This is a genomic window from Telluria sp. ZB4P36 (assembly GCF_059685865.1).
Genome location: NZ_JCASIE010000036.1, coordinates 1 through 15795 on the forward strand (window position 1 = coordinate 1; position 15795 = coordinate 15795).

13 protein-coding genes are annotated in these 15795 nt (G+C 63.5%); 4 read left to right on the top strand and 9 right to left on the bottom strand.

Translation table 11 applies throughout. The features are described from left to right. Positions 1–158 precede the first annotated feature (158 nt). Positions 159–929, bottom strand: coding sequence for a sulfite exporter TauE/SafE family protein (locus AC56LK_RS24735; protein WP_497187100.1), 771 nt, complete (start codon positions 927–929; stop codon positions 159–161). Positions 930–1030: 101 nt separating this feature from the next. On the opposite strand from AC56LK_RS24735, the gene AC56LK_RS24740 reads away from it, so the two are divergent. Next, positions 1031–2188, top strand: a complete 1158-nt coding sequence (locus AC56LK_RS24740; protein WP_497187101.1) for an iron-containing alcohol dehydrogenase — start codon at positions 1031–1033, stop codon at positions 2186–2188. On the opposite strand, the gene AC56LK_RS24745 is transcribed toward AC56LK_RS24740, so the two are convergent. The 7 genes from AC56LK_RS24745 to AC56LK_RS24775 all read right to left on the bottom strand — a co-directional run bounded on the left by AC56LK_RS24745 (position 2183) and on the right by AC56LK_RS24775 (position 9386). Beyond that, positions 2183–3004 (bottom strand): alpha/beta fold hydrolase, encoded by an 822-nt coding sequence (locus AC56LK_RS24745; RefSeq protein WP_497187102.1) that lies wholly within the window; start codon positions 3002–3004, stop codon positions 2183–2185. The genes AC56LK_RS24740 and AC56LK_RS24745 overlap by 6 nt on opposite strands. Next, entirely contained in the window at positions 3001–3984 is a 984-nt protein-coding gene (locus AC56LK_RS24750; protein ID WP_497187103.1) for a branched-chain amino acid ABC transporter permease, read from the bottom strand. The genes AC56LK_RS24745 and AC56LK_RS24750 overlap by 4 nt, the downstream gene beginning before the upstream one ends. Next, complete coding sequence (locus tag AC56LK_RS24755; protein WP_497187104.1) at positions 3981–4868, bottom strand: branched-chain amino acid ABC transporter permease; 888 nt, start codon at positions 4866–4868, stop codon at positions 3981–3983. Before AC56LK_RS24755 ends, AC56LK_RS24750 begins: the two co-directional genes overlap by 4 nt. 10 nt (positions 4869–4878) lie before the next feature. Beyond that, on the bottom strand, positions 4879–6081 hold the full coding sequence (locus tag AC56LK_RS24760) for an ABC transporter substrate-binding protein (protein WP_497187105.1): 1203 nt from the start codon (positions 6079–6081) through the stop codon (positions 4879–4881). A 39-nt stretch (positions 6082–6120) separates the two neighbouring features. Beyond that, on the bottom strand, positions 6121–6828 hold the full coding sequence (locus AC56LK_RS24765) for an ABC transporter ATP-binding protein (RefSeq protein WP_497187106.1): 708 nt from the start codon (positions 6826–6828) through the stop codon (positions 6121–6123). Next, on the bottom strand, positions 6825–7598 hold the full coding sequence (locus AC56LK_RS24770) for an ABC transporter ATP-binding protein (RefSeq protein WP_497187107.1): 774 nt from the start codon (positions 7596–7598) through the stop codon (positions 6825–6827). Before AC56LK_RS24770 ends, AC56LK_RS24765 begins: the two co-directional genes overlap by 4 nt. A 162-nt stretch (positions 7599–7760) precedes the next feature. Continuing rightward, entirely contained in the window at positions 7761–9386 is a 1626-nt protein-coding gene (locus AC56LK_RS24775; RefSeq protein ID WP_497187108.1) for a GMC family oxidoreductase, read from the bottom strand. 1218 nt (positions 9387–10604) lie between these two features. Here AC56LK_RS24775 and aac(6') point away from each other — a divergent pair. The 3 genes from aac(6') to AC56LK_RS24790 all read left to right on the top strand — a co-directional run bounded on the left by aac(6') (position 10605) and on the right by AC56LK_RS24790 (position 14500). Beyond that, positions 10605–11048 carry an aminoglycoside 6'-N-acetyltransferase gene (gene aac(6') / locus AC56LK_RS24780; RefSeq protein WP_497187109.1) on the top strand — a complete coding sequence of 148 codons (444 nt, stop codon included), beginning with the start codon at positions 10605–10607 and terminating at the stop codon, positions 11046–11048. A gap of 154 nt (positions 11049–11202) precedes the next feature. Beyond that, positions 11203–13650, top strand: a complete 2448-nt coding sequence (locus tag AC56LK_RS24785) for a CehA/McbA family metallohydrolase (RefSeq protein WP_497187110.1) — start codon at positions 11203–11205, stop codon at positions 13648–13650. Between the two features lie 55 nt (positions 13651–13705). Then, a complete protein-coding gene (locus AC56LK_RS24790) occupies positions 13706–14500 on the top strand; it encodes a 5'-methylthioadenosine/adenosylhomocysteine nucleosidase (protein WP_497187111.1) in 795 nt (264 codons plus the stop codon). Here the strand turns inward: AC56LK_RS24790 and ald are convergent. After that, on the bottom strand, positions 14470–15585 hold the full coding sequence (gene ald / locus AC56LK_RS24795; RefSeq protein ID WP_497187112.1) for an alanine dehydrogenase: 1116 nt from the start codon (positions 15583–15585) through the stop codon (positions 14470–14472). The genes AC56LK_RS24790 and ald overlap by 31 nt on opposite strands. Between the last annotated feature and the right edge of the window lie 210 nt (positions 15586–15795).

Below are 15795 nucleotides of genomic sequence, written 5' to 3' on the forward strand. Positions count from 1 at the left end.
GCTTCCTCCCCACGCTCGGTCGCCCTCACGCAGTTGCGCTTCACTTCGCTCACTGTGGTCAGCTCGCGGCGGGACTTGCACCCGCAAGAGTGCGCCCATGCTGGGCGCACAAAACAAAAAGCCGGGCGAACCCGGCTTTGCTGTTTCACGTGGAACAATCACCACCCGATCTTGGTGAAGGCATCGTAAGCGGTTTTCAAGATCAGTCCGGACACGACGACGAGGAAGAGCTTGCGGACAAAACCGCTGCCGTGCTTCAACGCCAGCTTGGTGCCGATCAGGGAACCGGCCACTTGGCACGCGGCCATCATCAAGCCCAGCTGCCACAACAGGTGACCGCTGTAGCCGAACCACAGCAAGGCCGAGAAATTACAGGCGACGTTGACGATCTTCGCCGCTGCCGACGCGCTCAGGAAATCGAAGCCGAAGAAACGTACGAACAGGAAAATCAGGAAGCTGCCCGTACCCGGACCAAAGAAGCCATCGTAAAAGCCGATCGCGGCGCCGATGCCGATGGCCCAGTAACGCTCGGCCAGTCCGCTGTGCACGGGCGCATGGACCGAGCCCAAATCTTTCTTCTTGAAGGTGTAGACCGCGACAGCAACCAGGATGATCGGCAACAGCGTACGTACAAAATCGGCCGGAACCCGCGTCACCGTCCAGGCGCCGGCGAAGGACAGCGCGAAGGCCGCCAGCGCCGCCGGTGCCGCGGTGCTCCATGCCACCCTCACCCGGCGCGCGTAATTTACCGCCGCGGCACTGGTACCGAAGATACTGGCAAACTTGTTCGTTCCCAGCAGGGTTGCCGGCACCTCCTTCGGGAGCACGGAGAAGATCGCGGGAATCTGGATCAGGCCGCCGCCGCCGACGACGGCATCGACCAGGCCGGCGGTAAAGGCTGCAACGCCTAGCCAAGCAAAATCAATCATGGAAAATACCAAGGAATGCAGAGGCTGCATTGTACGGCAGTCGATTCCTTCGAGCATGTTGGGGTAAGCTTGTACGATAAAAACACACACGGAGACATGCCATGACCGCCTTTACCTTCAGCACGGTTGCGAACATCCTGTCCGAACCAGGCGTGACCCAGCGCCTCGGCGACCTCATCGCGGAACGCTTCCCCGGCACCCGCCGCCCCTTCATCGTCACCGATGCCGGCTTCCTGCGCACCGGCCTGCTCACGCTTCCGACCATCAGCCTGGAGCAGGCAGGCATGCTACCCGCGCACTTTTCTGGCGTCATCGCCGACCCGCCGGAAGCGGTCGTGCTGGAGGCCGTGGACAGCGCGCGCCGCCACGAAACCGACCTCGTCATCGGTTTCGGCGGCGGCAGTTCGATGGACGTGGCGAAACTGGTGGCGGTGCTGGCCAAGTCGGCGCAGCCCATCGACGCCACCTACGGCATCGGAAAAGTCAGCGGAAAACGCCTGCCGCTGGTGCAGGTGCCGACCACCGCCGGCACCGGATCCGAGGTGACCAACATCGCGATCGTGACCACCGGCGCCACCACCAAGAGCGGCGTCGTCGCCCCCCAGCTCTACGCCGACCTGGCTGTGCTCGATGCGACGCTGACCCTGGGCCTGCCGCCGCTGGTCACCGCGGCCACCGGAATCGATGCGATGGTGCATGCCATCGAAGCCTATACCAGCAAGCACAAGAAAAATCCGCTGTCGGACGCACTGGCGCGCGAAGCCTTGTCCCTGCTGGCGCGCAACCTGCTGCCGGCCTGCGAACAGGGCGATCGGCTCGAAGTAAGACAAGCCATGCTGCTCGGTGCCTGCCTTGCCGGACAGGCTTTCTCGAATGCGCCGGTGGCGGGCGTCCACGCCCTGGCTTACCCGATCGGCGGCATCTTCCACGTGCCGCACGGCCTGTCGAACTCCTTGGTCTTGCCGCATGTCCTGCGCTTCAACCTGCCGCAGGCGGCCAAGCTGTATGCGGAACTGGCCGGTGTGATCGTCCCGCACGCGAGCGGCAGCGAGGAAGCGCGGGCGGAGGCGCTCATTGTTGCGATGCAACAAACAGCCAAGATGACGGGTATCGAGACGAGCTTGCGCCAGGTAGGCATCGCGGAAGCCGACCTTGACCGCCTGGCCGACGACGCCATGCTCCAGACCCGGCTGCTGGGCAACAACCCGCGCGAGCTCACCCGCGACGATGCGCGGGCGATCTACGCCGCAGCCTTATGAGGTCTTGAGGAAGTCCAGCAGCAGGGCGTTGAGGCGCTCGGTGGCGGACAGCTGCATCCAGTGCCCCACCCCGCTCAGCCGTTCGTAGCGGAAGCCGGCGCGGCAGTGGTGGAGCGAATCCAGCATCTGCTTTTCGCCGAGCGCCGGATCACGGTCGCTCCAGACGCCCATTACCGGCACTTCGACCGGACACCAGTGGTGCGGCCGGCCAAGCTTGAGGTTGGCCCGGTAATAGTTCAGGGCCGCTGTCAGGCGCCCTTCCGGCTCCAGCGCCGCGCGCCAGATCGCCAGCTGATCCGGGCGCCGTGTCATCTGGCGCAGGAAGAACCAGTCATTGGCCCGGATCGCATGTTCGGCCACCACCGGCATCAGGAAACCGAGGATGTACCAGAAACGCATCTGCTGGGTGGCGCCGGCATTGGCGATCGCGGCCGGATGTCCGGTGGACAGGGCGGCGAAACGCTCGAAGCGCCGGGGCGCATTCATGCACAGCTGCCAGCCGACCAGGCCGCCCCAGTCGTGACCGACCAGCGACACCTTCTCCAGGCCGAGCTGGTCCATCAGGCCGAGGATGTCGGCGCACAGGAATTCGATGGCATAGGCGCCGGTACCGAGCGGCGCATCGGTCTTGCCGTAACCACGCATGTCCGGCGCGATGACGCGGTAGCCATTCGCGGCCAATACCGGGATCTGGTGGCGCCAGATCTCATGGGTATCGGGAAAGCCATGCATCAGGATGACGGCCGGGCCGCTGCCTGCGCTGACGTAGTGCATGCGCAAGCCGTGTATGTCGACGGTGTGGGATTCCAGGCTCAAGTTCGCTCCGCTTGCCCGGTGCGGCCACGCGCGAGCAGCGCAGCTATCTCCCCCACGATACCACGCCGGAACAATAGCACGCAGACAATAAAGATCAGGCCCGTCACCATGCCGACCGACTCGCCGAGCGTCCCGAACCATTCGACGCCGGAGCGCTCCGCCAGCCAGGCGCCGAGCTCGCCCAACTTGTTCTCCAGTGCGATGACCAGGAAGGCGCCCAGGATCGGCCCGGCCATCGTCCCCATGCCGCCTACGAGGGTCATCAGGACCACGAGGCCCGACATGGTCCAGTGGACGTCGGTGAGCGTCTCGAAGCCCAGCACGACCGTCTTGGTGGCCCCTGCAAGCCCGGCCAGGGCCGCGGACAGCACGAAGGCCAGCAGCTTGTAGCGGTCGACCTCGTAGCCCAGCGACACGGCGCGCGGCTCGTTCTCCTTGATGGCCTTGAGCACCTGGCCGAAGGGCGAATGCACGATGCGCACAATCAGCAGGAAGCCGGCGGCGGCGATCGCCAGCACCAGGTAGTACATGCTCAGGTCGTTCGCCAGGTCCAGGCCGAACAACTGCCCGCGCGGCACGCCCTGCAGGCCATCCTCGCCGTGCGTGAAGGGCGCGCGCAGCGCCGCGAAGTACACCATCTGCGCCAGCGCCAGCGTGATCATCGAAAAATAGATGCCCTGGCGGCGGATCGCCAGCGCGCCGATCACCAGGCCCAGCAGGCTGGATGCGGCCACGCCCAGCACGATGCCGAGCCCGGTCGGCAGCCCGCTGACCGCCAGCAAATGGCCCGTCACATAGCCGGCGCTGCCGAAAAAAGCGGCATGGCCAAAGGACAGCAATCCGGTGAAACCGATCAGGAGGTTGAAGGCGCAGGCGAACAGGGCGAAGCATAGCAGCTTCATCAGGAACACCGGATAGGCGAAGAAGGGCGCGGCCAGGAACAGCGCCAGTGCGAGAAGATAGCCGAGCTTCCTGTTCATCGTGTCTCCTTGCCGAACAGCCCGGCCGGACGCAGCAGCAGGACGATCACCATCACCACGAACACCACCACCTCCGAACCTTCCGGATAGAACACGCGGGTCAGGCCTTCGATCACGCCCAGGGCCAGGCCGGTGAGGATGGAACCGAGGATCGAGCCCATGCCGCCGATCACGACCACCGCGAACACGACGATGATGAGGTTCGAGCCCATCAGCGGCGTAACGTTGATGACGGGCGCCGCCAGTACGCCGGCAAAGCCGGCCAGCGCCACGCCGAAGCCATAGGTCAGCGTGACCATCAACGGCACGTTGATGCCGAAGGCCTCGACCAGCCTGGGGTTCTCGGTGCCGGCGCGCAGGTAGGCGCCGAGCCGGGTCTTCTCGATCACGAACCAGGTCGACAGGCAGACGACCAGGGAGGCGGCCACCACCCAGGCACGGTAGTTGGGCAGGATCATGAAGCCGAGATCGGTGGCGCCGGCAAGCTGTTCCGGCACGTCCAGGGTCTGGCCGGAGACGCCGAAGAAGGAGCGGAATACCCCTTCCAGCAGCAGCGTGATGCCGAAGGTCAGCAGCAGGCCGTAGAGGTGATCGAGCTGGTAGAGCCAGCGCAGCATGCTGCGCTCGACCAGGATGCCGAACAGGCCGACCAGCAGCGGCGCCAGCAGGAGCATCATCCAGTAGTTCAGGCCGAAACTGGTGACGCCGATGTAGGCGGCAAAGGCGCCCATCATGTACAGGGCGCCATGGGAAAAGTTGATGACGTTGAGCAGGCCGAAGATGACGGCCAGGCCCAGCGAGAGCATGGCGTAGAAGGAGCCGTTGACCAGGCCGAGCAGGAGCTGGCTCAGCAGGGCCTGGTGGGGGATGCCCAGGATATCCATGCAGCGGCGCTTACTTCCACAAGGCGCACTTGGTTTCGGCCTTCTTCGTATAGGCCTCCTCGCCCGGGATGGTGGCGACCACCTTGTAGTAATCCCAGGCCCCCTTCGATTCCTTGGGCGACTTCACCTGCATCAGGTACATGTCGTAGACCATGCGGCCGTCCGGGCGGATCGTGCCGTTCTTCGCGAACATGTCGTTGATCGGGGTCTTTTTCAGATGCGCCATGACCTTGTCGCCATTGTCGGTGCCGGTGGCCTTCACGGCGTTCAGGAACTGCATCGTGGCCGAATAGTCGCCGGCCTGCAGCATCGAGGGCTGCTTCTTCATCTTGGCGAAGTAGCGCTTGGCCCAGGCGCGGCTCTCCGGGGTGCGGTCCCAGTACCAGCCGTCGGTGAGATACATGCCCTGGGTCGTGTTCAGGCCCAGCGTGTGCACGTCGTTGATGAACACCAGCAGGCCGGCCACTTTCATCTTTTTGGTCAGGCCGAATTCGTTGGCCGCCTTCACCGCATTGATCAGGTCGCCGCCGGCGTTCGCCATGCCCAGCACCTGGGCCTTGGACGATTGCGCCTGCAGCAGGAAGGACGAGAAATCGGACGCCGACAAGGGGTGCTTGACGCTGCCCACCACGGTGCCGCCGCCGGCCTTGACGACGTCAGCGGTATCCTTCTCGAGCGACTGGCCGAAGGCGTAGTCGGCGGTCAGGAAGTACCAGGACTTGCCGCCCTGCTTCAGCATGGTCGCGCCGGTGCCGCGCGCCAGCGCCACGGTGTCGTAGGCGTAGTGGACGGTATAGGGTGTGCACTGCTCGTTGGTCAGCTGGGCGGTGCCGGAACCGATCGCGATGAAGACTTTTTTCTTTTCCGCGGCCACCTTGGCCATCGCCAGGCTGGCGCCGGAATTGGTCCCGCCGATCAAGAGGTCGACGCCCTGCTGGTCGAACCATTCGCGTGCCTTCGAGGCGGCGATGTCCGGCTTGTTCTGGTGGTCCGCCACGACCAGCTGGATCTTCTTGCCGTTGATCGCGCCGCCCATGTCGGCGATCGCCATGCGGATCGCTTCCGCCCCGCCATTGCCGTCGATGTCGGAATAGACGCCGGACAGGTCGCTGATGAAACCGATCTTGATCACGTCGCCCGAGATTTGCGCCTGGGCGGGCATGGACACGCCGAAACTGGCGGCGGCGGCGAGGGCGATGGTGCTGAGTTTCATGATGTTGTCTCCGTGTCGTGTTTGCGGGTTATTCATTGCTTAAACGCCGAGCAGCTCGGTGAGCACCGGCATCCTGCTGTCCAGTTCCGCGGCCGCGATGGTCTCGACGACCTGACCGTGCTCGACCACATAAAAACGGTCCGCGAGCGGTGCGGCGAAGCGGAAATTCTGTTCGACCATGACGATCGTGTAGCCCTTGGCCTTGAGGGTCGTGATGGTGCGCGCCAGGCTCTGCACGATGACCGGCGCCAGGCCTTCGGAAATCTCGTCCAGCAGCAGCAGGCGCGCGCCGGTGCGCAGGATGCGCGCGACCGCCAGCATCTGCTGTTCGCCGCCCGACAGGCGGGTGCCCTGGCTGTGGCGGCGCTCGTAGAGGTTGGGGAACATCGCGTAGATCTCGTCCACGCTCATGCCCGCCCCTGCCCCTTTCAGCTGCGGCGGCAGCAGCAGGTTTTCCTCGGCCGACAGCGACGCGAAGATGCCGCGCTCTTCCGGGCAGTAGCCGATGCCGAGGTGGGCGATCCGGTGCGTCGGCAGGCCGACCGCCTCGACACCGTTCACCCGGATCGAGCCGCTGCGGCGGCCGGTCAGGCCAATGATGGCGCGCAGCAACGTGGTCCGGCCGGCGCCGTTGCGGCCCAGCAGGGTCACGACTTCGCCCGGCGCCACGTCCAGGCTGATGCCGTGCAGGATGTGCGATTCGCCATACCAGGCATGCAAGTCCCTGATCGCGAGCGCCGCCGTCATGCCTGTGCTCCGCCCAGCTGGCCGTCGGCCGTGCCCATATAGGCTTCCATCACCAGCGGATTGCGCGCCACCTCGGCGTAGCTGCCTTCGGCCAGCACGGCGCCGCGCTGCAGAACCGAGATGCGGTCGCAGATGCCGGCCACCACCTTCATGTTGTGCTCGACCATGAGGATGGTGCGGCCCGCCGCCACCTTCTTGATGAGCTCGGTCACCCTGTGGACATCTTCGTGGCCCATGCCCTGGGTCGGTTCGTCCAGCAGCATCAGTTCCGGCTCCATCGCCAGCGTGGTGGCGATTTCCAGGGCGCGCTTGCGGCCGTAGGGCAGGTCGGCCGTCACGGTGTCGGCGAAGCTGTCCAGGCCGACCTCGGCCAGCAGGGCCAGCGCGCGCTCGTTCAGGCTGTCCAGGGAACGGCTGCTGCGCCAGAAGTGGAAGCTGGTGCCGAGCCGGCGCTGCAGGCCGATGCGCACGTTCTCGCGCACCGTCATGTGCGGGAAGACGGCCGAAATCTGGAAGGAGCGAATGATGCCCATGCGGGCGATCTGGGCCGGCCGCGCGGCGGTGATGTCGCGGCCGTTGAAGAGGATCCGGCCCGCAGTCGGCGCCAGGAACTTCGTGAGCAGGTTGAAGCAGGTGGTCTTGCCGGCGCCGTTCGGGCCGATCAGGGCGTGGATGTGGCCGCGTTCGACCTGGAGGTTGACCTCACTGACGGCCGTGAATCCCTTGAACTCCTTGGTGAGCGCCTTCGTCTCCAGGATGACATCCGCCATTGACTCTCCAACACGTGGTGCTGCAAGTGACAGAAATTGCGAGGACTGCTTGCCAGATAATACATACAAGCGAAGACCCTCACAATACGGCTGGGCTAGCGTGCGCAGTGCAAACGTGCCGTATCAGCGCAAGCCGCCTGTGTGTTTTTGCACGGTCCCGCGTCAGCTGTGCCCGCTGAGAATGTCCTGCGCAGCCTTTTCCGCAATCATGATGGTCGGCGAATTGGTATTTCCCGAAGTAATGAAAGGCATGATCGAGGCGTCGACGACCCGTAGTTTTGCGATGCCGTGCACGCGCAGGCGGCTGTCGACCACGGCCAGCGGATCGTCCTGCCGGCCCATGCGGCAGGTGCCGACCGGATGGAAAATCGTGGTGCCGACCAGCCCTGCCGCATGGGCCAGTTCTTCTTCACTCTGGTATTGCGGACCAGGCATGAACTCTTCGGGCCGGTACTTCGCCAGCGCCGGCGCGGCCGCGATGCGGCGCGTCAGCGCCAGTGCCGCGGCCGCGGTTTTCCGGTCGGCCTCGGTGCTCAGGTAGTTCGGTGTGATCTTCGGCGGCGCATAGCTGTCGCCGGAGGCGATGCGCACGTGCCCGCGCGAGCTCGGCTGCAGGTTGCACACGCTGGCCGTGAACGCCGGAAAGCGGTGCAGCGGATCGCCGAACTTGTCCAGCGACAGGGGCTGGACGTGGTACTGCAGGTTCGGCGCCGGCAGCTCGGGCGAGGATTTGGCAAACGCACCGAGCTGGGACGGCGCCATCGACATCGGGCCACTTCGGAACAAGGCGTACTCGATCCCGATGAGAGTCTTGCCGAACCAGTTGGTGGCGCGCGTGTTCAGGGTTGTCACGCCCCGGACCTTGAAGATCATCCGTAGCTGCAGGTGGTCTTGCAGGTTGCCGCCAACGCCAGGCAAGTCCTTCACCGGTCCAATGCCATGGCGCTGGAGATCGCTTGCAGCGCCAACGCCGGACAGCTGCAATATCTGCGGCGAACCCACCGCTCCCGCCGCAAGCAGGGTCTCGCGGTGCGCCCTTGCCGTAAACGTTTGCTCAGCACCAGTGAACTGGATGCCAGTACAGACTGTGCCCTGCGGCGTGTCCTCGAACAGCAGGCGCTCGACGTGGCAGCCGGTCATGATCGTCAGGTTCGGCCGTTTCGCCGCGGGCTTCAGGAAGGCTTTCGCCGTATGCAGGCGGATGCCGCGCCGCTGGTTGACTTCGAAATAGGCGGAACCTTCACCTCGGCCGGCATTCAAATCATCGATTTTCGGGATGCCGGTCTCCGCCGCCGCCTCACGGAAGGCATCCAGGATTTTCCAGGACAGCCTTTGCTTTTCCACGCGCCACTCGCCACCCGCACCATGCACTTCGCTGGCGCCCAGGTAGTGGTCTTCGCTGCGCTTGAACAGCGGCAGCACTTCCTCCCAGCGCCAGGAATCGTCACCCGCGACCTCGGCCCAGCGTGCGTAATCGGCAGGCTGGCCGCGCATGTAGATCATGCCGTTGATCGACGAGCTGCCGCCCAGGACCTTGCCCCGCGGGTAGATCAGGGCCCGCCCGTTCAGGCCGGGATCGGCTTCGGTACGGAACAGCCAGTCCGTGCGCGGATTGCCGATGCAATGCAGGTAGCCGACCGGGATGTGGATCCACAGGTAATCGTCACGGCCGCCCGCTTCCACCAGCAGGACGTCGATGTCCGGATTGCTTGTCAGGCGGTTCGCCAGCACACAGCCCGACGTGCCGCCGCCGACGATGATGTAGTCGTACTCGCCGGCCGATTCCAAGGCTAGCGTTCCCGAACGGCGCTGCAAGGCGAACGCAAGTCGCCTTCTGCGGGCCGGAACATGGGCTGTCGAAACCGTGTATCGAGATTCACCAGCCCTCCGTTCGTCATTCGATGAGGCAAGCTTACCAGATCGTAAACGGAAGTCCAGGCCCCTCCTGTGGATAAGCCTATTGATATCCACAGGTCTGTTTTGTGCAGAACCGGGCAAATTTCAGGTCCGCGAAATCTTGTCCAGTTTACCGACAGGCTCCACGCGACAGTGCTGCACCGCCTTATACCTTCTGTAAGTCGATGATTTCTCAGGCCTAAAGGGCGTTTTCCACAAGCTGGGGCCTGCGTTAACCACTACTACTATCCTTATATTCAAACTTTGCTTTGTAAACCTTGAAAAACTTTTTCAAATTTTTTTTCGTCCGCCGTCGTAGCGATCGCACAGCTTCAAACTCTGTCTACTAGCTTTGGCTTGCTGCCCTTCCATCCAGCCAAAGGTGCCAATCACAGCCTCATTGCACGCACATCCTGCCCAGGTCTGTGAAAAACAGCTGGGATATCCACAGGATCGAATGTGTAGAACAGATCAGTAAACCGACACGCCAAAATTCTGTCCAACTTTCCTACAGTTTAAAAACAAGCCTTGTTCAAGGCCTTGAAGCGACCGTAAACCATTGACGCTGTGGAGAAAACTGTCCTTATCCACAGGAACATGCTCGTTTACTATTACTACCAGTTTGTATACAAACTTGTTTACTACAACAACAAAACCGACAACGCGAACTCGCAAGCAACACATCGACCTGGATACTGCCTGTCATCAAAAACGGCTGAGCACTGTTTGCCAGAAACTGCCGGCAACAGCTCACCACGGCGGATTTTTGCCAAGCCCTCTGTGGAAAAGTCGATGCATATCCACAGGATCGGATGTGCAGAACGCAGCGTTTACCGCTCAGGCCAAAATCTGTCCCCGTTTCGTGCAACCCCCACACACGCTTTGTCCTGCCAGTAAAAACGTCGTCAAGTGCTTGATACTGTGGAGTAAACGCGAGTTATCAACAGAAAAAGCCGCGTTTACTATCTACTACCAGTTTGTATACAAACTTTAGTTAACTAATACCCTGAAGCTCTGCGATGCTGTAAAAGCCGGGAAACGCGATTTTTTCTGGCCTCACATGCGTAAGACAAGCAAAATGAACGCTCAAGCGTAGAAAACTCCTGCTTCATGAGCTCGATCAAACCGTGCACAAGCGTTGAACAACTCGGCTGGCTGCAACTGCGCATGGCTTTATGGCCTGCAGATCGCAGCGAACACCTGCCCGAAATGCAGGAGTTGTGTGAACAACCCCGCCGTTATGCACAGTTCATCGCCTACTCGCGCACTGGCAAGCCGCAGGGACTGGTCGAAGTGGCGCTGCGCAGCGACTACGTCAACGGAACCGAATCGTCTCCGGTCGGCTTCCTGGAAGGCCTGTACGTCGATCCGGCCTTCCGCAAGCAGGGCATTGCCGCCCAACTCGTCAAAATTGCCGAACAATGGGCCAGGAAACAGGGCTGCACGGAGATGGCATCCGATGCATTGCTCGACAATACGGCCAGCCATGCCATGCACCGCGCACTTGGGTTCGAGGAAACCGAACGCGTGGTGTACTTCCGCAAATTGCTCTGAGCACAGTCTTTCCGTTTTTCATCGTATTTACAACAGCTGCTGAGTTCTCTTTAGTTAATGCTTGTTTGTCATCTATGTGTCATGCATTGTTGTCAAACTTTGTATTTTTCCATAACTAAAGAGAGAGGGAGTCAGCATGCGTCGCATTCACACAATGAAGTTGCTACCACTGGTCCTCGCCCTGGGCATCAGCCAGGCGGGTGTCGCATCCGAAGCGGATCACCGCGAGTTCGAAGCGACACTCCACGCGCCCTACAAGGCGGTGGCGGCAGCGCAGGAAGGACGCACGTTTGCCCTCAAGTTCAGTTATCCATTCGTCGAGCAGGACCATGACATCGCCTGGCGTCTCGAACTGCTCGACCCGGCACAGCGCGTCATCGAACGCTGGCAGGGTGCCGAACGGCTGTCGAAGAAAGCAGTCGACGTCAAGGTGACATGGGCCGGCCGTGCAAATGACCCGGCCCTGCGCGACGGGATCTACCAGGTCCGGATGGTCGCGGTCGCGAATCAAGCCGAGGCGCAGCGCAAGGGGCCGCTCTCCGGCGAGGAGATCGATGGCATGCTCGATGGCGACAGCGGCCACCGGATCGAGCAGTCATGGGACATCGCGGTCGGCGAGCCGGGCGCGCTGCCGATGCCGGCCTTCCAGCCCATGCCGTCTTCCGCCGCAAAAACGGGCAGCGGTTCCGTGACGATGGCTTCGGCGCCGGCCACCGCTTCGCTGCCCTACACGGTCTACTACGCCAACCTGCACAGCCAGACCAACCACAGCGATGGCGGAGGCGCACTTTCTTCCTGCACCAGCTCGCAGAGTCCGCAAAATGGCGCTTTCGGTCCGACCGACGCCTTCGCCTATGCGAAAAACAAGGGCCTCGACATCCTGATGGCCTCGGAACACAACCACATGTACGACGGCTCGAGCTCGACCAACACCGCGGCCAGCCCGGCCACCGCCAAGGCGCTCTACCAGGCGGGCTTGAGCGCGGCATCGGATTTCAACCTGGCCAATCCCGGCTTCCTCGCCGTGTACGGACTGGAATGGGGCGTGATCAGCAATGGCGGCCACTTGAATGTCCTGAACAGCAATGAGCTGCTGCAGTGGGAATACAACGCCAGCAACCAGCTGCTGGGCGACACCTATACGTCCAAGACCGACTACGCCTCGCTGTATTCCCTGATGCGCAGCCGCGGCTGGATCGGCCAGTTCAACCATCCCGAGAGCACCGGCCAGTTCCTGGTGGGCGGCGTGCCGCTCGGCTACACCGCCGACGGCGACGAAGCGATGGTCTTGTGCGAAGTGATGAACACCTCGGCCTTCTCGACCAATACCACCGAGACCGAGACCAGCCGCAGCACCTACGAGAGCGCCTGCAAGAAAGCGCTCGAGGCGGGCTTCCACGTCGCCTTTTCCACCAACCAGGACAACCACTGCGCCAACTGGGGCGCCTCCTACACCAACCGCACCGGGGTCCTGATCCCGACCGGCACCGCGCTCACTAACGCCAGCTTCGTCGATGCGCTGCGCGCGCGCCGCGTGTTCGCGACGATGGACAAGAACTCACAGCTGGTCCTGACCGCGAACGGCCGCGTCATGGGCGAGCGCTTCACCAACAGCGGCCCGCTGAACCTGGTGGCCAACTTCGCCAATACCTCCGGCCAGACGGTATCGACGGTGGCGATCTTCGAGGGTGTCCCCAAGCGCAATGGCACGGTCACCCAGCTCTCGACCAGCGCGAACACGACCGTCACCCCCAGCACCGGCGAGCATTTCTACTACGCGAAGATCACCCAAAGCGACGGCAAGATCCTGTGGTCGGCGCCGATCTGGGTGACCCAGGTCGCGGCCGCCGGCGACACCACGGCGCCCACCGTGAGCGCCAGCGCAAGCGGCAGCAGCGGCAGCATCACCCTGTCGGCGACGGCCAGCGACAACGTCGGCGTGAGCCGGGTCGAGTTCTATGTGGATAACCTGCTGAAGGGGACGGACAGCACCGCGCCCTACGCAATGGCGCTCGATTCGACCACCCTGGCCGACGGCAGCCATGCACTCACCGCCAAGGCGTATGATGCGGCCGGCAATGTCGGCAGCTCGGCCGCGGCGAGCTTCAGCATCACGAACGGCAGCGGCAGCGGCGGCACCCAGCTGCTGGCCAATCCGGGCTTCGAATCGGGCGCGGTATCGTGGAGCGGAGGCAGCGGCATCGTCAACAATGCGACGGCGACCCCGGCACGCACCGGCAGCTGGAAGGCAAAGTTCGCCGGCACCGGCGCCACCCGTACCGACAACCTCTACCAGCAGATCGCCATCCCGTCCGGCATCACCAGCGCGACGCTGTCGTTCTGGCTGCAGGTGACCACGGCCGAAACGACCACCTCCAGCGCGTACGACACGCTCAAGCTCCAGGTGCGCAACAGCGGCGGCAGTATCCTGGCCACGCCGGTCACGTACTCGAACCTGAACAAGGGCTCCGGCTATGTGCAGCGCAGCGTCGACCTGTCGGCCTGGAAGGGACAGACCGTGCAGGTGTTCTTCGCGGGTGCCGAGGACTCGTCATTGCAGACCAGCTTCCTGGTCGACGACGTGGCCCTGACGGTGCAATAAGCCTGGCAACGGTTATCATCCTGCCATCGATAACCGGTAAAGAACCAGGACAAGCATGCGGCTAGGGATCATCAGCGCGCTGTACGAAGAACAGCAGGGGCTCGTGGAGGCCATGAAAGGGGCCGCCACGCTCATCCATGGAAAACGCGAGTACTGCCTCGGACAGCTGTGGGAAATCGACGCTGTGTGCGTTTTATCGCGAATTGGCAAGGTTGCAGCGGCCATGACCGCCACCACGCTTGTGGAAAAGTTCGGAGTTACCCACATCCTCTTCACCGGCGTGGCCGGCGCCGGGGATAAAACGGTGCGGGTCGGCGACATCGTGGTGGCCGAAGCCCTGGTCCAGCACGACATGGATGCCAGCCCGCTGTTCCCCCGTTTCGAGGTGCCGCTGACCGGCCAGACGCACTTCCAGCCGGACCTGCAGCTGTCGATGCGCCTGTCGCGCGCCGCCCATGACTTCCTCGAGCTGGACTTCCTGGATGCGGTCAGCGAAGGCGAGCGGCGCGAATTCCGGCTGTCGCAGCCGCGCGTGCACCGCGGCCTGGTGGCGAGCGGCGACCAGTTCATGACCGACCGCGCCCACCTGAACGGGCTCAACGCAGCCCTTCCCGGCCTGGTGGCGGTCGAAATGGAAGGCGCCGCGGTGGCCCAGGTGTGCCACGAGCTGGGCGTGCCCTGCGCCGTCATCCGCACCGTGTCCGACAACGCCAATGAAAACGCGGCCACCGATTTCATGCGTTTCGTGAAATCGGTGGCCGCGCAGTACGCCTTCCACATCACCCGGCGCGTGTGCCGGGATCTGGTCGCAATGCCGCTTCAGCCCAGCAGCGACTCCGCCGGCACGTAAGCGTAGTTCAGGTCGCGGGCTACGGCTTCGTAGGTGACCTTGCCCTGGCAAACGTTCAGGCCGTTGCGCAGGTGGGCGTCATCCGAGAGCGCGCGGCGCCAGCCCTTGGTGGCCAGCGCCACCGCGTGCCCGATGGTCGCGTTGTTCAGCGCGAAGGTCGAGGTGCGCGCCACCGCGCCCGGCATGTTGGCCACGCAGTAGTGGATCACGCCGTCGACCACGAAGGTCGGATCGGCATGGGTGGTCGCATGCGAGGTTTCGAAGCAGCCGCCCTGGTCGATCGCCACGTCCACCACCACCGCGCCCTTCTTCATGCGCGAGATCATGTCGCGGGTGACCAGCTTCGGCGCCGCGGCGCCCGGTACCAGCACCCCGCCGATCACCAGGTCGGCCGACAGGACCGCTTCCTCGATCGCATGCGCATTGGAGTAGAGCGTGGAGATGCGGTTGCCGTAAACGAGATCGAGCTGGCGCAGGCGGTCGACGTTCTTGTCGAGCACCGTCACGCGGGCGCCGGTGCCGATCGCCATCTGCAGCGCATTGGTGCCGACCACGCCCGCGCCGATGATCACCACGTGGCCCGCGGCGACGCCCGGCACGCCGCCCAGCAGCAGGCCCATGCCGCCCTTGGATTTTTCCAGGTGCGCGGCGCCGGCCTGGATCGCCATGCGGCCGGCCACTTCGCTCATCGGCGCCAGCAGCGGCAGGCCGCCGCCCGGGCCGGTGATGGTTTCGTAGGCGATGCAGACCGCGCCCGATTTCACCAGCGCGGCGGTTTGTTCAGGATCCGGCGCCAGGTGCAGGTAGGTGTAGAGGACCTGCCCTTCGCGCAGCATCGCGCATTCGACAGGCTGCGGTTCCTTGACCTTCACGATCATGTCGGCGCGCGCGAAGATCTCCTTCGCCGTGGCCACGATGCCGGCGCCGGCCGCCATGTACTGCTCGTCCGACAGCCCGATCTGCTCGCCGGCGCCCTGCTGCACGATGACCTCGTGTCCGCGTGACGTCAGTTCGCGCACCGAGGGCGGGGTCAGGCCGACGCGGTACTCGTGATTCTTGATCTCCTTTGGTACGCCAACAAGCATGTCTACCTCCATTTTTATAAGAATGTGAAGCTACTACGCTACTCCTGCTGCAAAAAAAGGGGAGCTCGCGCTCCCCCTGATGATTACACTCCCAGCGTCATGAGGCTTGCGTTGCCCCCAGCCGCCGTCGTGTTGACGCAGACGGCCCGCTCGGCCACCAGCCGCCACAGGGCGACCGCTTGATCGGCCGTGGTGTCGACGATGCCGACG